General features: G+C 61.7%; 17 protein-coding genes. 15 read left to right on the forward strand and 2 right to left on the reverse strand.

The features are described 5' to 3' along the window. The first annotated feature begins 34 nt into the window (after window positions 1-34). The 4 genes from G494_RS0116420 (at window position 35) to G494_RS0116435 (ending at window position 5265) form a co-directional block, all read left to right on the forward strand. Window positions 35-514, forward strand: a complete 480-nt coding sequence (locus G494_RS0116420) for a hypothetical protein (RefSeq protein ID WP_028585384.1) — start codon at window positions 35-37, stop codon at window positions 512-514. Between the two features lie 138 nt (window positions 515-652). Further along, on the forward strand, window positions 653-1357 hold the full coding sequence (locus G494_RS0116425) for a hypothetical protein (RefSeq protein WP_028585385.1): 705 nt from the start codon (window positions 653-655) through the stop codon (window positions 1355-1357). Window positions 1358-2051: 694 nt separating this feature from the next. Beyond that, window positions 2052-3785, forward strand: coding sequence for an FG-GAP repeat domain-containing protein (locus G494_RS0116430; RefSeq protein ID WP_153305920.1), 1734 nt, complete (start codon window positions 2052-2054; stop codon window positions 3783-3785). 250 nt (window positions 3786-4035) lie between these two features. Next, complete coding sequence (locus G494_RS0116435) at window positions 4036-5265, forward strand: hypothetical protein (RefSeq protein WP_028585387.1); 1230 nt, start codon at window positions 4036-4038, stop codon at window positions 5263-5265. 184 nt (window positions 5266-5449) lie between these two features. On the opposite strand, the gene G494_RS0116440 is transcribed toward G494_RS0116435, so the two are convergent. Next, window positions 5450-7300 (reverse strand): response regulator, encoded by a 1851-nt coding sequence (locus tag G494_RS0116440; protein ID WP_051305783.1) that lies wholly within the window; start codon window positions 7298-7300, stop codon window positions 5450-5452. A 157-nt stretch (window positions 7301-7457) separates the two neighbouring features. On the opposite strand from G494_RS0116440, the gene G494_RS0116445 reads away from it, so the two are divergent. From G494_RS0116445 to G494_RS24070, 9 genes are all read left to right on the forward strand, one after another. Then, entirely contained in the window at window positions 7458-7904 is a 447-nt protein-coding gene (locus tag G494_RS0116445) for a hypothetical protein (protein ID WP_051305784.1), read from the forward strand. Further along, on the forward strand, window positions 7897-9873 hold the full coding sequence (locus tag G494_RS24050) for an ATP-dependent DNA helicase (protein WP_035247026.1): 1977 nt from the start codon (window positions 7897-7899) through the stop codon (window positions 9871-9873). Before G494_RS0116445 ends, G494_RS24050 begins: the two co-directional genes overlap by 8 nt. Then, the gene (locus G494_RS24055) at window positions 9860-10873 is read left to right on the forward strand and encodes a polyprenyl synthetase family protein (protein WP_051305785.1); all 1014 of its coding nucleotides are present in this window, start codon (window positions 9860-9862) and stop codon (window positions 10871-10873) included. Before G494_RS24050 ends, G494_RS24055 begins: the two co-directional genes overlap by 14 nt. Window positions 10874-10884: 11 nt before the next feature. Next, complete coding sequence (locus G494_RS24060; protein WP_051305786.1) at window positions 10885-11802, forward strand: divergent polysaccharide deacetylase family protein; 918 nt, start codon at window positions 10885-10887, stop codon at window positions 11800-11802. A gap of 2 nt (window positions 11803-11804) precedes the next feature. Beyond that, a complete protein-coding gene (locus tag G494_RS0116465) occupies window positions 11805-13067 on the forward strand; it encodes a glycosyltransferase family 4 protein (RefSeq protein ID WP_028585390.1) in 1263 nt (420 codons plus the stop codon). A gap of 73 nt (window positions 13068-13140) precedes the next feature. Then, a complete protein-coding gene (locus G494_RS0116470; RefSeq protein WP_028585391.1) occupies window positions 13141-14286 on the forward strand; it encodes a glycosyltransferase family 4 protein in 1146 nt (381 codons plus the stop codon). Then, window positions 14283-14900, forward strand: coding sequence for a histidine phosphatase family protein (locus G494_RS0116475; protein ID WP_028585392.1), 618 nt, complete (start codon window positions 14283-14285; stop codon window positions 14898-14900). Before G494_RS0116470 ends, G494_RS0116475 begins: the two co-directional genes overlap by 4 nt. A gap of 2 nt (window positions 14901-14902) precedes the next feature. Then, complete coding sequence (locus G494_RS24065) at window positions 14903-16075, forward strand: glycosyltransferase family protein (protein WP_035247029.1); 1173 nt, start codon at window positions 14903-14905, stop codon at window positions 16073-16075. After that, entirely contained in the window at window positions 16072-16842 is a 771-nt protein-coding gene (locus G494_RS24070; protein WP_051305787.1) for a DUF2334 domain-containing protein, read from the forward strand. Before G494_RS24065 ends, G494_RS24070 begins: the two co-directional genes overlap by 4 nt. Before the next feature lie 18 nt (window positions 16843-16860). Here G494_RS24070 and ispH read toward each other — a convergent pair whose 3' ends face one another. Further along, entirely contained in the window at window positions 16861-17781 is a 921-nt protein-coding gene (ispH, locus tag G494_RS0116490; protein WP_028585393.1) for a 4-hydroxy-3-methylbut-2-enyl diphosphate reductase, read from the reverse strand. 148 nt (window positions 17782-17929) lie between these two features. On the opposite strand from ispH, the gene G494_RS0116495 reads away from it, so the two are divergent. Both G494_RS0116495 and G494_RS0116500 read left to right on the forward strand, forming a co-directional pair. Then, window positions 17930-19246 carry a BamA/TamA family outer membrane protein gene (locus G494_RS0116495; protein ID WP_028585394.1) on the forward strand — a complete coding sequence of 439 codons (1317 nt, stop codon included), beginning with the start codon at window positions 17930-17932 and terminating at the stop codon, window positions 19244-19246. 52 nt (window positions 19247-19298) lie between these two features. Then, window positions 19299-19949: an ABC transporter permease gene (locus G494_RS0116500; protein WP_028585395.1), complete on the forward strand. Its 651-nt coding sequence runs from the start codon at window positions 19299-19301 to the stop codon at window positions 19947-19949. Window positions 19950-20002: the final 53 nt, after the last annotated feature.

The following is a 20002-nucleotide window of genomic DNA, read 5'->3' on the forward strand; positions in this document are numbered from 1 at the left end:
GAGTCGCCTTCCCCCGTACCCGAGGATTGATCCCATGTACCTTCACCCTCCAAGCTTCCTCTCTCCCCTCCTCCTGCTCTTCTTCCTCCTCGGCTGTGCGCCCAGCGGCCAGGGAGGCCGCTGGCAACTCGACTCCCGAGCTGAGCAGATCTTTACCTCGGTGACCCTGCTTGAGAATCACAGCTACTACTACACCGGCTCTCGAGTGGAACCCACGGCCGTGATTGCCCTGGACAACCGCTTTACCCTAAAGAGCCGCCTGTGGACCAGGCGCGAGGTCGACCGGCAGGTGCTCGCCGGCTGGATGCAACGCTACCGCATGGACCACAGCATCCATTGCCCCTACCGAGGCGGCACTATCCTCACCCCGGATCAGCAGGTCGCCGGTATCTGGTACTCCAGGGATCTGGCGAACACCATTCGAGTTCCGGCAGCCGGATTGATTACCATCTATCTGCCCTACTCACCCCCAGGCTCCATCTGCGAACGGGAAAAGCTGCGGCAAGACTTCTAGGCTCAGGCCCCTGCAGGCAGCGACGAGATACAATTTATTAAACCGCCCCCCAGTAAAAGTACAATTTTTTGGATTGCCTTGCCCGGGGCAACGAGGTATACTGACTATTAAGAATACCATCTATCGCAACCTGGGCTTATGCTGAATCTTTCCCTGAAAACACGCTCCATCCTGGCAGGCGCGACTCTGCTGCTCCTGCTCAGCACGACCCCAGCCTCCTGGGCCGGCGGCAACAGGAGCGCCATGGGCGGAGGCTGGGACAACGCCGTCAACAGCCTCTTGGCTGCCGGGATGTATGGTATCGACAACCTGGAAGGGCGAGGTCTTGCCGTTCAGCTCCAGCACTCCCAAAATCTCTATCAAGGAATGGCGGCGGACAAGATCGCGGTCAACAGCCAGGCCATCACCTTTTCCTACGAAGGATCCTCAGGCCTGCTTGGTTTCTCAGCCGGCTATATCTACACCAGTCAACCGGCCGCAGATGAGGTGGGTGCCGTCTTTCTCGGGATAGACCCTATCCGCAGCGAGAGCTTTAATCCTACCAACTCCTGGTACCTGGCCTTTGGTCTTTCCCACGCCTATGCCGTGGACCGTAACCTCAGCTTCAGCCTGGGCACCACCACCCTGCTCACCCGGAATCCCTTTGACACCGAAGAGGGAAAGACCTTTTCCATGCTGTTCAACATGCCCATCTCCTACAAGAACTACATCACCATTACCCCTGAACTGCAGTGGTCACGCCCCCTCTCCTCGGACCTCTCCTCCTTATCCGGCGACCTCCAGGATACAGAGCGAGCTCAGGATCGTTTTTACGGAGGCGTCTCCATCTCCTTCTCCTACTGAACCACCCCTCTCCCCAGCCAGGGGCAAAAGCGACCCGGGATAGCGTCGGGCGAGCGCTTCCAGCTGCCGGTCACCGCTGTCAATGAGCGCAGCCAGGCTCAGTTCATCCCCATCCCGTCCCAGCGGATCTTCCCCAAAGAAGAGAGGACAAAGAAAACTTTTGCCCCCACCATGGGGCCGCCCCCGTCTGCAGACCTGGCGAATGCCACCCCAATGAGAATAGACTTAAAAATATACTATACTGGGTCCATCATTTTGTGTAGAGTCTGCTCAGTCTTGCCCCCCTCTGGTCTGCTCTGGTCTGGTGGTTGACCCCTGGCACGGCTTTAAGCTGGAAGATGGGTCTCGGCAGTGGCCATGGCGCCTCATCCTCCAGGTCCTGCACAGGCCGGGTCATCCTGCAACGGCCGACAGAGGGAAAAAAGACCGTATGGTGCCTTGTACAGTTGATTTTTCTTCCGATCCGGGCCTTGCCGTCAAAATTGTATCCTCTAGATATCAAACATATCAATCACCTGGCTGCGGGCTGCGGTAAATATGTATCGCGCGGCTTGCACCTTGATCGAAAAATCTCTTTTTTCAAGATACCCTGAGTTCAGACAAATTTTTTTACTTGATTTTTCATCCCTTGATCCTGCAACAGGGTGTTCCCTTAGGGACCGCCCCCAGGACATACACCAGAGAGGTTGTCACCGTGAACCCAACAACTCCCACAGCATCACCTTCTCGTAGGCTCAGCCGGCACCGGGCACAGCCCCTGGTCAGACTGAGCCGACTGCTCCCCCTGCTCCTCCTGGTCATCCTGCTGATGGTGAACCAGGCCTGGGCTGAGTCCGGCCTGGAAAAAAGACCACGGGTGCTGTTTTTGCCCTTTACCATTAACCTTGAGGGCTCCTACACCTACCTGGAAAACGGTTTAACCTCCGTCCTCTCAAGCCGCCTGGCCGGCAGGGCGAACATCCAGGCCGTGGCCGACAACCAGCTCGGCAGCAGGTTGACCACCATGCTGCGCCAGGGCAAGGTCAATGCCTTTAGGCAGGCCCTGACCAAGGCCAGGGCAGATTATCTGGTATTGGGTTCCCTGGACCGAGAGGGCAGCGCCTACAATCTCAGTTGTTTTGTCTTTACCAGCGTCCCGGGAACACGGCCGCTCAAGCTGGAGGAGCCCCTCCCTTCCATCGATGAGGCCATGGCAGCCATGGACAACCTCTCCTGGAAGATCAGCGCCCAGGTCTTTGGCCGGTCCAAACCCGTCAAGGCCGGCAACCCTGCCGAGGCCGGCGACGGTGTAGCTGCCTTTCACACCGCCCATCCTGATCGCTCCTACCGCCAGGGCCTCTTCACCAGCGGGGAACTCGAACTTGGGATGGGCGATCAGTTCCAACTGGTGAACAGTCGGCGCAGTAAACCGATCTACGCCGGAATCCAGGACATGAACAGTACCGACCTGGATGGTGACGGTTCCCTGGAAATTGCCCTGCTCAGTAACGATCAACTGCGTATCTACCGCTACCAACAGGAGCGGTTTCAACAGATCAGCTCCCTTGAACTGAGCAGGCACCTCCGCCGCCATAGCGTTACCTTTGCCGACCTGAACGCAGACGGCCTCCAGGAAATCTATCTCAGCGGCAACAACGGCAACCGCCCCAGCTCAAGCGTTATCCGCTGGCAGGACGGAACCCTCCAGCTCGTGACAGAGGACATCCCCTACTATCTCAGGGCGGTCTCCCTGGCCGGCGAGCAGCCGGTGCTCTACGGCCAAAGCGGCAAGATCGACACCCCCAACGGCGGCGCGATCTACGAGCTGGAGGCCAACCGAGACGGCAGTTTCAGCCGGATCAGGCGGCTTGAGCTGCCCCAGGGAACCGAGATCTATAGTTTCATTATCGCCGATATCAACGGCGACGCCGAGCCGGAGACCGTGCTCATCACCCCAAACAACCGCCTGCAGGTCCGGGACCAGAGCAACAGGGTGCTCTGGACCAGTGGCCGCAGCTATGGTGCGGGCCGCAACTTCTTCGGCACCCTGAGCAGCAACGAGAAACGGGCCATCCGGGTACCGGCCTATATCAAGACCAGACTGGTGGTCAGCGATGTCAACCGGGATGGGGTCAAGGACGTGGTGGTCGGCGACAACGTGGTGGAGACGGTGCCCTTCATGCCCAGGCTGCGCTATTTCGACGGCAGCAGCATCAGTGCCCTCCACTGGCAGGGCAAGGGCCTGACCCCTCTCTGGGAGACCAAAAAGATCCCCGCCTATACCGTCAACTACCAGCTCAGCCCCTGGAAGGGCAGTCCCGAGGGGGAAGAGCTTGAGCTGCTCTTCTGTGCAGCCGATTCCAGCTACCCCTTTGCCTTCTGGCAGACCGACGCAGCCACCATCAACCGCTACCTGCTCCGGCGTACGGCCGAGGCCCCTGCGCCATGAAGGTTCAACTTTTTGGTCGCCACAAGGTCTCACAACCGGAATCGTGCCCCTACGGGCGTACCGAAAAGCGGATCCAGGCCCTGGAGCGGCATGAAAGCGCAGCAAAAACAAAAAAGTTAAAAAAATTAAACTTTGGGTAAAAAAAACTTGACGGTGACCCGGGAGCGATATAGTCTAGAGTTGTACTCGAAAGTAACAACCGCTTTTTTTTTAAGAGCCGTTTAAAAACACCTCTAATAAGGAGAGAACAATGAAAAAGGTACTTGCCACAGGTGTAGCCCTGCTGATGGCCGGAAGCATTGCCACCGCCGCCGAGATGGAAGACAAGTCCGGCGTATCCATCAAGGGTAACGCCCGTGCCCGTGTTATCTATAAAGACAAGTATGACTTCGGCAACTCTGATAACGATGCCAACTGGACCATGGATTCCCGTGTACGTTTCGACGTCACCGGTACCGCTGCCGGCGGCGCCTACATCAAGGGCCGTATCCGCTTGATCGAGCAGAAGTTCAACGGCGAAGCCGACATCTCCGAGAACAACAACATCTACGCTGACAAGGCCTACATCGGCGTTCCCTTCACCGATGAGTTCACCCTGGAAGCTGGTAAGTACCGGGTAACCTATGGTAACGGCTTCATGTACGACGATATCGGCCTGGCCGGTGTGCGTGGTATCTACCAGAACGAGCAGATCCTGGTGGTTCCCTTCTTCGAGGTAGAGTCCGAGGGACAGGTTTCCGATATCGCCAAAGACGTAGAAGAGGACAACGACTCTGTCCGCTTTGGTGCCGCTGTTCAGGGTACCATGGACGCCTGGACCGGTGGTATTCTGGCTGCCTACCAGACCGATGACCGTGTTGAGAGCTACATCGACGATTCAGGTGCCGTGGTTGCAACCGGCAACGGCGAGAACGACGGTTTCTTCGGTTCTGTCTTTGTCAAGGGCACCATGGGCGCCTTTGGCGTAGAGGGTGAATTCGCCTACGCCGAAGAAGGCATCACCGATTTCACCGGCGTTGATGACGGTTACGGTGGTTACCTCCGCGGCAGCTGGACCATGGATGCCCTGAGCCTGGCTCTGGATCTTGGTTTCACCAAGGACGGCTACAAGCCTGACCCCTTCTACGGTTTTGTCATGATCGGTGGCGAGGAGCCCATCGGTGCCCAGGCTATCGGCGAAAACAGTGACTGGATGTGGGCCGGCCTGCGTGCCAGCTACGCCGTTACCGAGGCACTCAGCCTGACCGGTAACCTGGTATATGCCGACATCGACGGCAACGACGACCTGGGTATTACCGATCCCCGTCTGGCCAACATGTACGAGCTCTCCGGTGTCCTGAAGTATGCCGTATCCCAGGGCTGCACCTTCTCCTGGTACGCCGGTTACCTGACTCCTGACTTCGACGGTCGTCTTGACGCCGTTGGCGTGGAAGATGACGGTGCCTTCGGTACCTATGCCAAGTTTGACGTCAAGTTCTAAGCGTGATCCACGCATAGGCTAGACACGGCGCATAAAAAAACGGGCTCTTGAAAAAGAGCCCGTTTTTTTTATCCTGTCACAGCTGGGCAAGGAGACAAGGACTTACCTAACGCTAAAGGACTCAGTCCTCTTCCGGCCGTCCTCCCCCAAGGGGGAAACCGAGAACCATTCAAGAAAGAAGAAGTCAGCCCTCTTCCTCTCCTCCCTCCTCACTCTGCAGCAACGGTAACCTGATCACTGCTCTGGTGCCGCCTTCCGGACCGGCAGCAACCTCCAGGCTGCCATGATGATCCTCCACCACCCGCTTGACCAGGGTGAGCCCTATGCCGGTACCGATGGACTTGGTGGTAAAAAACGGCTCAGCAACCTGCTCCAGGTGATTCTGACTGATCCCCACGCCGTTATCAGCAAAGATGACCTCCAGCTCCTGCTCTTTGGGACAGACCTCAACGATCAGCTCTCCGCCGGCGGGCATGGCCTCGATGCTGTTGCGGATCAGATGCACCATCACCTTCTGGATCAGCTGGGGATCAATCCAGAGCTCCGGATCCTCATCCGGTAAGAGCAGTTGATAGGCAATCTCCTTATCCTTGAAGGCGGTATAGTGGAGCAGCAGGGCCTTCTTCACCAGGGAAGCCATGGGCACCAGCTGCAGGGCCGGCTTCACCTTCTCGACAAAGCTGAAGAGATCCTCCAGGATGCCCTCGATTTTTTCCGCCTCTGTGGTCATCATGTTCAGGAACTGAAGCCACTCCGGATCCTTGGTCTTCCGTGAAAGCAGCCGGGCCGTCCCGCCGATGGAGGTAATGGGGTTACGGATATTATGGGCCAGCTGGGCAGCCATATGACCGACCACCGAATAACGCTCTGCCTCCACCAGCAGGTCCTTGTTCTTCTCCAACTCCCGGGTCATGGCCTCCAGTTCCGCCACCTTGCTCCGCTGTTCCAGATAGAGGCGACAGTGTTCTATGGCCAGGCTTGCCTGGGAGGCAAAGCTCTCCAGGGCCTGGATACGCTCAGCGCTGATGGGTTTGCCGGTAATGAAATGATCGGCAATGATCACCCCCAGGGGACGGTTGGAGGAGAACAGGGGGACCACCACAAAGGACTCTTCCTGGAGCAGGCCGAGCAGTTCCACCGGCACCGGAAACTCACATTCGCCATGGTCTACCAGGATGGAACGTTGACTCTGCACCGCCCGGATAAGGATATGCTCCTCATCGCCGGCATCCACCCGCAGGGCCTTGACAATACGGTTCACCACCTGGTCACGATCGAGCATATCCGGGGAGGAGAGCAGATCCTGAAAGTCCAGCTCGACCTCCTGGATCTGCCTCCAGATCCTGCCGCCATCCTCCCGGCTCCCCGGCCCGATGGCCATCCGTCCCTCCAGCACCTGACCGCTGCTGTCAAACAGGGCCAAGAAGGCCCGGTTAAACTGGAGCCCCTCGTCGGCGGTGATCCCCACCAGGATGGCCTTGAGGATCTCATCCAGATCCACCAGGCTCAGGAAGGCGGTGTTCATCTTGATGGAGAGTTCATGGGCCAGCTGGATACGAAACCGGGCCTGCTCCAGTTGCCGCTGGTAGCGACGATTATTGATCTTCAGGCGCCGCTTCTCCAGGACCTTACGCAGGGTGGCCAGCAGATCCATGAAGTGGACCGGCTTGGTCAGATAGTCGTCGGCACCGTGCCGGATACAGGAGAGGGCGGTCTGCAGGTCATTGACGGCCGTCAACATGATGACCGAGAGGTCCTGGTCGTGGGCGGTGAGCTCCGGGAGGAGCTCCATGCCGTCGGCGTCGGGCAGACCGATATCTAAGAGGACCAGGGCCACATTGTTGTCCCCCAGGGCCTGGCGCAGTCCCTGGGCCGAGTGGGCGGTGATGGTGGGAAACTGTTCCTTGCTAAGGAACTCCTGGAGCAGCTGAACAATATCGATAAAGTCATCAACAACAAGGATGACCTCTCCCGGGTCGAGGAGTTGGTCGTTTTGCAGGTCAGGTGCGGTCAGTTCGTGCGGGGAGATATCCATAGAGCGGGGCCACGAAAAAGAGTTTCCAAAGAAAATCCGATAGCTTTGTTTGTACTCATGAAATTTTGGTGTGTCAAGCGTGGAAAGTGGATTCACGGTTGCCGGGAGCCGGCCGCCATGGTATGCAGGGACAGTTCTCCTTCCAACAGATGAGCCAATGACCGACACAGCCAAGCCTACAGCCTCAGCCATAGCCACACCCAGCCCCCCGGTTCCCGACGCCTCCGAACTGCGCAGGGTGATCGCCGACTTTCTGGCCATGGGCCATGTCGACAACGTCAGGGCCATGTTCAAACAGGAGCCCCGCTACCACAGCTGGACCGGCCTGCTGCTTGAGGATGAGCGGCTCTCGGTCCGCCTCGGCCTGGCAGTCCTCTATGAGTACCTGCTGGAGGAACGGCCCGAAGAGCTCCACCGCGCCATCCCCTCCCTGGCCCTCCAGTTGAAGAGCGACCAGGCCCTGCTCCGGGGAGAGGCCGTCAACCTCCTGGGGATCATCGGCACTCGAGAGGCCCTGGAGCTGGTGGCCACCATGACCCAGGACCCCTCTCCCCAGGTGGTCGAGGTAGCCGCCGACATCCTGGAATGTGGTGAAGATGCGTAACTATTTTGGCCGTGGGGGCCTGCTGGCCCAACACCTGGGGAACTTTGAACCGCGCTCGGGCCAGGAGGAGATGGCCAGCGCGGTTCAGGAGCTCTTGGCCACGGCCATGGAATCGCCGCTGGGTGAGCACGACCAGGCCGATTGCCTGGTGGTGGAGGCAGAGACCGGCCTGGGCAAGACCCTGGCCTACCTGATACCGGCAGTGCTCAGCGGCCGCAAGGTCGTCATCTCCACCAATACCCGCAACCTCCAGGATCAGATCCTCCAGCGGGAGATCCCCTTTATCCGCCAACACCTCGCCCCCAAGCTGGAGGCCATCTGCGTCAAGGGACGGCAAAACTACCTCTGCCGCTACCGCTGGCAGCAGCTCCACAGTGAACAGCAGACCAGCCTGCTGCCCGATGAGCGTTCCGCCTCCATCAGCCAGTGGCTCGAAGAGACAACCTACGGCGACCGGGCCGAACTCTCCTGGCTCTCCAGCGGCTCGTCCCTGTGGCAGAAGATCTGCTGCCTCTCCCACTTCTGCCTGGGCAATGACTGCCCGGAAAACAGTCGCTGTTTCCTCAACCGGCTGCGCCGGGATGCAGCCGCCAGCCAGTTGTTGATCGTCAATCACCACCTGCTCTTTTCCGACCTGGCCGTACGCAAGACCGGCTACGGCGAGGTCCTGCCCCGCTATGAGGCGGTGATCTTTGACGAGGCCCATCACCTGGAAAATGTCGCCACCACCTTTTTCGGCCACTCCTTCTCCAGGTTGCAGATCAACGATCTGCTCGGCGACATCGAACGTAGCACTGCCAGCCTCTCCCCTGGCCCCAAAAAACAGCTCATGGCCCGGACAAGCTCCCTGGCCGCCTCCACCGAGGCCCTGGCCAGCCTCTTTCCCCAGGAGCGGGGACGCTTCCCTCTCCAGCAGCTCGCCTCGCTCCATCCTGCAATCCGCACCGCTGCCGACAGCGTGCTCCATACTCTGGAGAACCTGGAAGAGCGCCTCTCAGACCTGGGGGACAGCAGTGAGCCCTGGGAACAGTACGCCAACCGTTGCCGTGACCTGGCCGAGCGGCTCAAGCTGATCTGCGCAGAGCTGGAGAGTGCAGAGGCAGCCGAAGATCCCCACTATACCTACTGGTGGGAACGCAGCGACCGCAACCTCTCCCTCTTTGCCACCCCGGTGGATGTCTCCCAGGAACTCCAGACCACCCTCTACGCCTCGGTGGCAGCCTGCGTCTTCACCTCGGCCACCCTGACCACCGGCGGCAGTTTCGACTACTTTGCCAAGCGGTTGGGCCTGCCCGAAGAGACCATCACCCTCTCCTTTGCCTCGCCCTTTGACTACCGCAACCAGACCCTGCTCTACGTGCCTGGCCAAAATTTTCCAGAGCCGGCCTCGCCGCTCTATCCCCAGGCAGCCCACGGCCAGATCGAAACCCTGATCAGCCACGCCCGGGGCAGGGCCCTGGTCCTGTTCACCTCGTTCAAGGCCATGGAGACCGCCTATGCCACCCTCAAGGATCGCCTGGACTACCCGGTCCTGATCCAGGGTCAGGCCCCGCGCCATACCCTGTTGTCGCAGTTCAGCCGGGAGACCGACTCGATCCTGTTTGCGGTCTCCAGCTTCTGGGAGGGGGTGGATATCCCGGGTGAATCCCTGAGCCTGCTGATCATCGACAAGTTACCGTTTGAAGTCCCCAGTGACCCTGTTCTCATGGCCCGGATAAACCAGATCAAGGCCAGGGGCGGCAACCCCTTCTTCTCCTTTCAGGTGCCCAGGGCCATCATCAGCCTGCGCCAGGGAGTGGGACGGTTGATGCGCTCCTCCACCGATCGGGGGGTCATGGCCATCCTCGACATCCGACTCTTTACCAAAGGGTATGGACGTCGCTTTCTTAAAAGCCTGCCACCAAGCCCTCTGACCAGAGACCCACAACAGGTGGCCCATTTCTTTACCGATACCCATGGAAACCACTGAAATCGATCCCAGCCGACTCCTCCGCGACTACGCAGCAAAGGTGAACTCCAAGGTGGAGGCGGTCATGGAGGCCGACCTCTCAGGGGTGCTCAGCCAATGCGATCCCCTGCTCCAGGAGATCATCCGCTACGCGATCTTTGGCGGCGGCAAACGGATTCGCCCCCTGCTGACCATCCTCTCTGCCCGGCTCTGCGGCCGTGATGATCCGGACCTCTACCGGTTGGGAGCGGCCTTTGAGTACCTCCATGTGGCCAGCCTGGTCCACGATGACCTGATCGATCACGCCGGCCAGCGGCGGGGCCGGGCCTCGCTGGTGGCCAGGTATGGTTCCGCCCCGGCAATCCTGGCCGGGGACTGGCTGCTCTCCCGGTCCATGCGCCTCATCGGCGAGCTGGGCGGCAGTGCCGGCCTGACCATCTTCTGCCGGGCCACGGAGGGAATGGTTGACGGCGAGTTTCTCCAGCTGCGCTGTGTTGCCCGGACCACGGTGAGCGAAGAGGAGTACTTTGCGGTGATCCGCTGCAAGACCGGCAACCTGATCGCCTCGACCTGTGAACTGGGCGCGCTCTACGCAGGCGCGACCAGCGAAGAGCAGGCCGCCCTGGCCTGCTATGGCGACAAGATCGGCACCGCCTTCCAGGTAATCGATGACCTGCTGGACTATCTCGGTGATGCCGCCACCACCGGCAAGGCCACAGGCAACGACTTTGTCGAGGGCAAGGTGACCCTGCCCCTGATCCGCACCCTGGCCCAAGCCTCCAGCGAGGAGCAGGAAGTACTCCGGGAACTGATCAGCGGCGACCGCAGCCAGGTCAGCGCTTACGAGCAGCTCCAGGGACTGATCCATCGGTATGACGGCTTCAATTCGGCACGCCAAAGCGCTGAACAGCTGGTCCGGGAGGCCTGCGAGCGCCTGGAGCGGGTCTTTCCCCAGGCTGACCGGGAGAGCCTGACCATGCTCCAGGCCCTGGCCCACTACATCCTGGCCCGCAAGTCCTGAGCCCCGGCCCCATGTCTTCCAGCCTCCCCCCTATCCGCAGCCTGGTGCTGCTGCTCCTGCTGGTGCTGCTCAACAGCTGCAGCCCCCAGGCCACGCCCGAGCAGGGTCAATCGTCGTCCCCCTCTGCTCCGGGCCAAGCCTACAGCCAGGCCAAGGCCCCGGAGAGCGTGGCCATTATCTTTGAAGAACCCGATCCCCCGGCCCACCCGGAGCTTGCTGCAGCCGGGGGAGAGCAGGCGCCGCCTGCTGCCGGGCAGGAACACCCCCAGTCACGGGCAAAGGCAGCCATCATCATCGATGACATGGGCTACCATCGCCGGGTGGGCGAAGAGTTGCTGGCCCTTGAGCTCAACCTGACCTTCTCCTTTCTGCCCCACGCACCCTTTACCCCGGAGCAGGAGCAGCGGGCCTACGAGTTGGGACGTGACATCCTGGTCCACCTGCCCATGGAAGCCAAGGACAGGAAATGGAACCCCGGCAAGGGGGCACTGCTGCTCAAGGATAGCGACCAGCTGCTCAAGGAAAAGACCGGCCAGCTGCTCACCCTGGTCCCGCATGCCACCGGCGCCAACAACCATATGGGCTCACGCTTCACCGAGGATCGGGCTGCCATGCGCGCAGTGCTCCAGGTCCTGGCCGGAGGCGAGCTCTTCTTTGTCGACTCCTTTACCACCGCCGACTCCACCGGGATGAGTGAGGCCCGCCAACTGGGTATCCCCACGGCTAGACGACATGTTTTCTTAGACAACGTCCAGGATCCCGACAAGATCTGCCTCCAGCTTGAGACCTTGACCGAGCTGGCCCGGAAAGAGGGCAGCGCCATCGGTATCGGCCACCCCTACCCGGCCACCCTGCGCGCCCTCAGCCGGTGCAACCAAGACCTTCTCGCTGCCGTGGACCTTGTCGGGGTCCACCAGCTGGTACAATGACCATGACTCCTGCTCAACAACCCACCCTCGGTATGATCCTCAAGGGATACCCCCGGATCTCGGAAACCTTTATCTCCAACGAGATCCTGGTACTGGAACGACTGGGCATCCCTGTCCGCATCTTCTCCATGCGCTTGCCCAGGGAGTCCTTCTGTCACGACTCGGTTAAGGAGATCCAGGCCCGGGTGGACTACCTGCCCACCGACCTGTGGCTCGATTTTCCCAGACTGCTCTTGCCCACCACCCTCTATGCCATGGCCCGGCCCAGCCGTTTCCTGGCCGCTCTTGCCCGGGCAGGAACCCGTTTTCAGCGGACCCGCAGTCTGGGCACCCTGAAGCACCTGATGCAGGGCTGCTATCTCAGTCAGCATCTCCTGGAGAAATCTCCTGAGGTGGTCCATCTCCACGCCCACTTTGCCCACTCTCCCTCTTCGGTGGCCATGTTTGCCTCCATGCTCAGTGGTCTGCCCTTCAGCTTCACCGCCCATGCCAAGGATATCTACACCTCCAACCCGGCCCAGCTGCAGGAGAAGATTAAAGAGGCGGAGATGGTGGTCACCTGTACCCAGCATAACGTGGAATACCTCCGCTCCATTGCCGGCACCACCGCCACCCCGCTCCACTGTGTCTACCACGGCATAGACCTACGGCTCTTCGCGCCGCCGGCAGTGCCGAAACAGACGGCACCGCCCTTCCGCATCCTTACAGTGGCCAGGTTGACCGAGAAAAAGGGCCTCCCTGACATCCTCAAGGCCCTGGTGCTGCTCCGGGAGCAACAGCTCCCCTTTCAGTTCACCCTGATCGGTGACGGTGATGACCGTGACGAGCTGATGGCGCAGATCGTGGCCTGCGGCCTGCGGGAGCAGACCCGCTGGCTGGGCACCCTCCCCCACCACCGGGTGATCGAGGAACTCCGGAATGCGGACCTCTTTGTCCTGGGCTGCCGGATCGCGGCCAGCGGTGACCGGGACGGCATCCCCAATGTCCTGGTGGAGAGCCTGGCCATGGCCTTGCCCGCGGTCGGCACCCGGGTCTCGGCCCTGCCCGAGATCCTCCATAACGAGGAGACCGGCCTGACCGTGCCGCCTGACAATCCCGCGGCCCTGGCCGAGGCCATGATGCGGCTGCTCAACGACCAGGAGCTGCGTGCCAGGGTCCGGGCCGCCGGCCAGCGACACGTGGCAGAAAACTTTGACAACCAGGTGCTGATTGAACGGCTGGCCGAGCTCTACCGCCAGGCGATCCCCCAGCTCAGGGGCGACTGAAGTGGCCTTGACCCGGCGGCCGGGCTCGCGCCCTTGCACTCCCCCGGCATCCCTACGGCCGGCCTGACTCCCCATGCGCATCGCCTTCTACGCCCCGTTCAAACCCCTGGATCACCCCACCCCATCCGGGGATCTGATGATCGCCAGGGGACTCTACCAGAGCCTCCAGCAACAGGGCCACCAGCCCCTGATCGTCAGCCGCCTACGCTGCCGCTGGATCTACTGGAATCCCTGCCGCCAACTGGATGCGGCCCGGGAGATCCGTCGGCTCAGTCGACTCCTGACCCGTGAGCCGGTTGACTGCTGGCTGACCTACCACTGCTACTACAAGTCCCCGGACATCCTCGGCCCGATCCTGAGCCGGAGACTGGGGCTGCCCTATGTGATCTTCCAGGGAAGTTATGCCAGCAAGTACCGCAGACAGGGACATACCCTGCCCGGATACCTGCTCGCCAGGCGTGCCCTCAGCCAAGCCCAGCTCCATATCAGCGACCGGGGCCATGACCTGGTCAACCTGGCGAGACTGATCCCCAAAGAGCGACTCCGCTATGTCCGGCCCGGGATCGTGCCCAGGCACTTCAGCTTTGATCCCCGCGCCAGGGCAGCAATGCGCAGCCGCTGGCGCTCGGGAAGACGGCCGGTTATCTGCACGGCAGCCATGTTCCGGGCCGATGTCAAGAGCCAAGGGATAGCCTGGGTGATCGACTGCTGCCAAGAGCTCCACCGTCAGGGGCTTGACTTTCAACTGGTCATTGCCGGAGACGGTCCCCAAGGGGAGACCCTGCAGCGACATGCCCGCCGGCTGCCCGGGGAGAAGGTCCTCTTCACCGGTGCCATCCAGCGGGAGCAACTCTACCGTTTCTACTCGGCAGGCGACCTCTTCGCCTTTCCCGGTTTCCAAGAATCCCTGGGCATGGTCTTTCTCGAGGCCCAGTCCTGCGGCCTGCCGGTGGTGGCCTGCCGCAACGGCGGCATCCCCGAGGTGGTGGCCGAAGGACGCACCGGCCTGCTCTCCGCCCTGGACGACCGGGATGCCTTTTGCACCAACCTGGCCACCCTGCTCCGCGATCCCGAGCATCGCCGGGCCATGGGCCAGGCTGCGGCCCGACATATCCGTCACCACCATGATCGGGAACATAACTATCGCCACATCGGCCGGCTGCTCCAAGAGGTGGTCCACACCCATGGACGACGATCCGGGGCAGGCAACCAGCCATGAGCACGACCACCGTCATCGGATTGATCCGCCACAGTCTCACCCTCTGGAACGAAGAACAACGGATCCAGGGCCAGGCAGACAGCCCGCTCTCTGCGCGGGGGCGGAGCATGGCCATCTCCTGGGGCGAAGAGCTGGCTGGGTTCCACTGGGACCGGCTGCTCTGCAGTGATCTTGAGCGGGCCCAGGCGACTGCGGCCCTGGTCAACCGCCGACTCCGGCTGCCCTGCCACCGGGACTCCGACCTCAGGGAGCAGGATTGGGGAAGATGGACAGGCCAACGGCTGGCAAGGCTCAGGCAGGAGCAGCCGACCCTGATCCAGGCCCAGGTGGAGCGCGGCTGGGGTTTCCAACCACCGGGAGGGGAATCCAGGCGCCAGATCCTGGCCAGGGCTGAGCAGAGCCTGCACAGGGCCGCAGAGCGCTGGCCCGGACAAAGGGTACTGGTGGTCTGCCACGAGGGGGTGATCAAGTGTTTGCTCTATCGCCTCAGCAAGCGGGCCTTTCTCCCGGAAGAACCCCGCCTGCTCAGACCCTATCACCTCCACCTGCTCAGGGTCGACCAGGGGTGTCTGAGCCTGGGCGGAGTGAATCACCACAGCCTGGAGGTGGCTTAACCATGCGCATCCTGGTCTACTGTCAACATGTCCTGGGAATAGGGCACCTGGTTCGCACCTTTGAGATCCTCAGGGGACTCAAGGGCCACCAGCTCACCCTGCTCCTGGGTGGCGCGGCAAGCAGCATCCCGCTGCCTGCAGGGGTGGAGCTGGTCCAGTTGCCGCCCCTGATGATGGACCCGGCCTTCTCCGGTCTGAGGAGCGAGGCGAACAGGCCCCTGGAAGAGATCAAGGCAGAACGCTGCCGGCTGATCCAGGAGACCTTCAGCCGCATCAGGCCCGAGATCCTCTTCATCGAGCTCTATCCCTTTGGCCGCAACAGCTTTCACTTCGAACTGGCCCCCCTGCTGCGCCATGCCCGCACCGAGCGACCGGACTGCCTGATCGCCTCCGGGGTCCGGGATATTCTGGTGGAACGGGACAACCAACAAAAATTTGAGCAACGGGTGATCGATCGCCTCAACAGCTCCTTCGACCTCCTCCTGATCCACAGTGATCCGGCCCTGATCCGGCTGGAAGAGACCTTCAGCCGGATGAACGATATCCGGGTGGAGGTGGTCTACACCGGCTATGTCCATCGACCCGCGGCCTGGGACCGAGATGACCGTCCCCCCGGTTCCCCTGCGGCCCAGGCCGACGAGCCGCCGCTGATCATTGCCAGTGCCGGCGGCGGCAGTGTTGGCTTTGCGCTGCTGGAGGCCACCTGCAGGGCCCACGGTCTCTTGGCTGGGCAGACCAGACTCCACCTCTACACCGGGCCCTACCTGGGAGAAGAGAAACGGCAACGGCTACAGCGTCTGGCCGCGCCCCTGGCCACCGTCGCCACCTTTGCCGTTGACCTGCCCGGAGAGCTGCGCCGAGCCGCCCTCTCGGTCTCCATGGGCGGCTACAACACCACCATGGATGTGATCAGCGCCGGTTGCCCTGGTCTGATCTATCCCTTTGCCCAGAACCGGGAACAGGGCTTGCGGGCCGAGCGGCTCCAGGCCTTGGCCCCGATCATCACCCTCAAGCCAGGCGACCTGGAACCGGAGCGTCTGGCAGGATTGATGCAGCAGGCCCTGGGGCTGCCCACGGGCCCAACACGCATCCGGCTGGGAGGCGGGCCATACTCGGCCAAGGCCCTCCTGGCGGCTGCCCGGCGTAAACAGGGACTGGAACCCGAAAGAACATGAATCTCCCAGCTGCTGCCATCTGGCGCGCTCCCCTGCCCGGGGACTGCGAAACCAGACTCCGCCGGATCCTCTCGGCCCACCGGGAGGTACCGGTCTTCTTTCGTGCCGATGATATCGGAGCCCGAAACGATGATCGTTTCCCCCTGCTGATGGAACTCTTTCAGACCAGCAGAACCCCCCTCTGCCTGGCCGTGGTTCCGGCATGGCTCGACCCCGAAGGCTGGCAGGGCTACCAGGCCTTCCAGCCCCAAAGCTCCCAGTGGTGCTGGCACCAGCATGGCTACAGCCACCACAACCACCAACCAGAGGGCAGGAAGGCGGAATTCGGCGAGGCCCGCAGTGAAGAGGCCATGTTCCAGGATCTCAGCCAGGGCCGGCAGAGGCTGGAACAGATCCTGGGCAGCAACCTCCAGCCCTTTTTCACCCCTCCCTGGAATCGTTGCTCGGCCGCCACCATGGAAGGTCTGGTCCGGCTCCGTTTCAGGGCCATCTCGCGCACCGCCACGGCCCAGCCTGCGGCCCCCCCCGCTCTGCCGGACATCCCGGTCAACATCGACCTCCACACCCGCAAGCTCAAAGAGGACGTCGACCCCTGGGACCAGTTCTACGCGGAAATCGCCACAGCAGCCGCCGACGGAAGAATGGGCTTCATGCTCCACCATCAGCTGATGAACCGACAAGCTGCCGCCTTTCTTTGCCTGCTCCTGGCCCTGCTCCGGGAATATGGCCAGCCCTGCCTCGGCTTCAGCGAACTCCTGGCCCCCTGAAGCGCCTCCCGGCCAAACTCAGACCCTGAGGTCCGGGAGCTGAAAGCTGATGCTCTCCTCCTCACCCGCCATCTCTTCCACCGAGATCTCACCCCTGGCCGCAAACCAGGACACCACCTCGCTCACCAGGTGCTCCGGTGCCGAGGCGCCGGCGGTGATGCCGACGCAACGAACCCCCTCCAGCCAACCAGGATCGATCTCGTCGGCCTGATCGATCAGAAAGGCCGCCCTGCCCTGATGGGCGGCAACCTCACGGAGCCGGTTGGAGTTGGAGCTGTTCTTGGAGCCCACCACCAGGACCAGCTCCACCCGATCGGCCAGCCTCCGCACCGCAAGCTGACGGTTGGTGGTGGCATAGCAGATATCGGTTCGTTCAGGCGCACTGATCCGGGGGAAGCGGAGGCGAACGGCCTGGAGGATATCCCGGGTATCGTCCACACTCAAGGTGGTCTGGGTGACGTAGCCGATCTTTTCGGGATCAGCCACAGCCAGGGCAGCCACCTCTTCGGCCCTGGAGAGGACATGCACCCTGCCGCGGGCATGGCCGCAGGTCCCCTCCACCTCGGGATGCCCCTTATGGCCGATGACCAGGACCTCGTAGCCCCGCTCGTTGAGGCGACTCACCCGATGGTGGACCTTGGAGACCAGGGGACAGGTGGCATCGATGGTCCGCAGGCCCAGGGCCCGGGCCCGCTCCTTGACGGCCAGGGCCACCCCATGGGCACTGAAGATGGTCACCGCGCCCCGGGGGATGTCCTCCAACTCCTCCACAAAGATGGCCCCGCGCCCCTGCAGCTCTTCTATCACGTGGGTGTTGTGGACGATCTCATGGAGCACATAGACCGGTGGTCCGTGCAACTCCAGGGCCTGGTTGACAATGGCAATCGCCCTGTTGACTCCGGCACAAAAACCACGTGGTTGCGCAAGCAGTATCTTCATATCTTTCCTGTAGCCAATTAAAGTTGATTCAAGTGTAATAAAATTAGTTAAAACATCCCCTGAAGGATAGTCATATCCAGAGGAACATGCTACCCTGTAAGCAATGTCTGTTTCTCCTTGACCATACCAACTCAATCGCCTGGAGAAAATGAAATTATACCTCTGCCCCCTGCTGCTCCTGATCCCCCTGCTCAGCCTGCTGGTCTGCCCTGCCCAGGCCAAGCCGCGGGCCTCGGTCAAGGACAGCACCATCCGGGCGGAAAATCCCCGCAAGCAGCAGTCCAGGCTCCTGCTCCCCTACGGCTTCTCTTCCGACGCCATGGGCACCACCCTGGGACTGGGCGGGATGATGAAGGGCTATGGCCAGGACCAGCTCCTGCTCGGCTCCACCCTCTTTGCCAGCTTTGACCAGGCCGTGGGCCTGTTCCTGGGGCTGTGGGACTACCAGCCCCCCTGGAGCCGACGGCTCTTCTTCAGCGCCCAGGGCATGGTCGGCCACTATCCACGTCAGCGAGCCTACAGCGCCCCGGTTTTCAGCTCCGGACTGACCCGGCCGGGCAGTAACGACTCTGCCCAGGCCGACTATCTTGAAGAGAGCGGCTACGACAACTGGACCGACTTCAAGCTGGAGTATGTCCTCCCCCTGGGCAGCGCTCGCCAGCGGGCCACCATGCGCTATGAGCTCCGGGGTGGCCTCCTCCAGTCCTCCCCGGTGGGCGGCGAAGAGTGGAACCCCCTGGAGCATGGCGTCACCACCCTGCTGCTCCGTCAGTTCAACCGCTACCGCAGCCTTGAGGCCGACCAGGGCGAGCTTGCTGCCACCGTCCATCCGCTTGAGCTGGCCCTGGCCCATGACAACACCGACTTCCCCACCAACCCATCCCAGGGCAGTTCCCAGTACCTGGCCCTGACCCACGATTTCGGATGGCTGGAGTCGCCCTATGAGTGGACCTTTATCGAGTTTGAGGCCAGCAAGTACTTCAACCTCGGTCCCTCGGCCCATGCCCGCCAACGGATCGTGGCCCTGAACCTCTGGACCGGAGACACTCCCAGCTGGCAAGAGGACGAAAGGGAGGATGGCTCTGTCCTGGTCAGCCATCGCCCCCCCTTTTACGAGGGTGCCAGCCTGGGAGGATTCTACCGGATGCGCGGCTACCCCCAGGACCGCTTCAACGACCGCGCGGTGATCTACAGCAGCGCAGAGTACCGCTACACCCTGGACTGGAACCCCCTGGCTCGGATCTCCTGGCTCCGTTTCCTCCAGGCCGACTGGATGCAGCTGGTGGCCTTTGTCGAGGGGGGCAGGGTGGCCAATGACTATAGCTTTTCCCAACTGCTCCGGGAGTGGAAGGTGGATGCCGGGGTCAGCCTGCGCTGCCTCTTTGCCGGCTCGGTGGCCCGTTTGGATCTGGCCTCCTCTGAGGAGGGAACCTCCATGTGGGTCATGTTCGGTCACCCCTTTTAACGGAGAGGGGCGGCCGGAAAATCCATCATCAGCAACCACTGCGAGGTATCCCATGGACAGGCTCCCGCCTCTGCCCCTGGCAAAATCCTTTGAGATTGCCTACAAATCCATCAAGGCGCGCTTTTTCCGCTCCCTGATCACCACCACCAGCCTGGTGCTGGCAGTGGCCTTTCTCTGTTACATCCAGGTGTGTACCGACCTGGCCAACGCCCTGCTGGCCAGCGGTACGCCAGAGGCCATCCAGGCCCTGATCCGGGGCGGTTTTGATCTCAGCGACCAGACCGGCACCATCGGCGAGAGTGCCAAACAGCAGTGGCTGGTGGTGCTCTCCCTGCTGGTCTGTGTGGTGGGGATCGTCAATGCCCAGCTGATGGCGGTAACCGAACGGTTCCGCGAGATCGGCACCATGAAATGTCTGGGCGCCCTTGACCGGGTGGTCCTGCTCCTCTTTCTGATCGAGGCCTCCCTCCAGGGATTGGTCGGGGCCTCGGCCGGAGCCCTGCTGGGGGCCATCGCCGGTGTGCTCAGTTCCCTGGCCTCCCTGGGAAGCATGATCCTGACCGACTTCCCCTGGACCGCCATCCTCTCCACCACCCTCAAGGCCACCCTGATCGGCTGCCTGCTCAGCCTGATCGGGGTGATCTATCCGGCCATCAAGGCCGCCCGGATGGAACCGGTGGAAGCCATGCGGGTGGAACAGTAACGCGCCTTTCCGGCCTCGCCCTCGCCCCGGGGAGAGGCTGCCAGCTCAGCTTG

The sequence above is a fragment of the Desulfogranum mediterraneum DSM 13871 genome, from assembly GCF_000429965.1.
GTDB classification, from domain to species: domain Bacteria; phylum Desulfobacterota; class Desulfobulbia; order Desulfobulbales; family Desulfobulbaceae; genus Desulfogranum; species Desulfogranum mediterraneum.

Bases quoted from the DNA above. Each gene is read 5' to 3' on its own strand.
- G494_RS0116420 (WP_028585384.1), top strand. From the start codon at position 35: ATGTACCTTCACCCTCCAAGCTTCCTCTCTCCCCTCCTCCTGCTCTTC.
- G494_RS0116425 (WP_028585385.1), top strand. From the start codon at position 653: ATGCTGAATCTTTCCCTGAAAACACGCTCCATCCTGGCAGGCGCGACT.
- G494_RS0116435 (WP_028585387.1), top strand. From the start codon at position 4,036: ATGAAAAAGGTACTTGCCACAGGTGTAGCCCTGCTGATGGCCGGAAGC.
- G494_RS0116440 (WP_051305783.1), bottom strand. From the start codon at position 7,300: ATGGATATCTCCCCGCACGAACTGACCGCACCTGACCTGCAAAACGAC.
- G494_RS0116445 (WP_051305784.1), top strand. From the start codon at position 7,458: ATGACCGACACAGCCAAGCCTACAGCCTCAGCCATAGCCACACCCAGC.
- G494_RS24050 (WP_035247026.1), top strand. From the start codon at position 7,897: ATGCGTAACTATTTTGGCCGTGGGGGCCTGCTGGCCCAACACCTGGGG.
- G494_RS24055 (WP_051305785.1), top strand. From the start codon at position 9,860: ATGGAAACCACTGAAATCGATCCCAGCCGACTCCTCCGCGACTACGCA.
- G494_RS24060 (WP_051305786.1), top strand. From the start codon at position 10,885: ATGTCTTCCAGCCTCCCCCCTATCCGCAGCCTGGTGCTGCTGCTCCTG.
- G494_RS0116465 (WP_028585390.1), top strand. From the start codon at position 11,805: ATGACTCCTGCTCAACAACCCACCCTCGGTATGATCCTCAAGGGATAC.
- G494_RS0116470 (WP_028585391.1), top strand. From the start codon at position 13,141: ATGCGCATCGCCTTCTACGCCCCGTTCAAACCCCTGGATCACCCCACC.
- G494_RS0116475 (WP_028585392.1), top strand. From the start codon at position 14,283: ATGAGCACGACCACCGTCATCGGATTGATCCGCCACAGTCTCACCCTC.
- G494_RS24065 (WP_035247029.1), top strand. From the start codon at position 14,903: ATGCGCATCCTGGTCTACTGTCAACATGTCCTGGGAATAGGGCACCTG.
- G494_RS24070 (WP_051305787.1), top strand. From the start codon at position 16,072: ATGAATCTCCCAGCTGCTGCCATCTGGCGCGCTCCCCTGCCCGGGGAC.
- ispH (WP_028585393.1), bottom strand. From the start codon at position 17,781: ATGAAGATACTGCTTGCGCAACCACGTGGTTTTTGTGCCGGAGTCAAC.
- G494_RS0116495 (WP_028585394.1), top strand. From the start codon at position 17,930: ATGAAATTATACCTCTGCCCCCTGCTGCTCCTGATCCCCCTGCTCAGC.
- G494_RS0116500 (WP_028585395.1), top strand. From the start codon at position 19,299: ATGGACAGGCTCCCGCCTCTGCCCCTGGCAAAATCCTTTGAGATTGCC.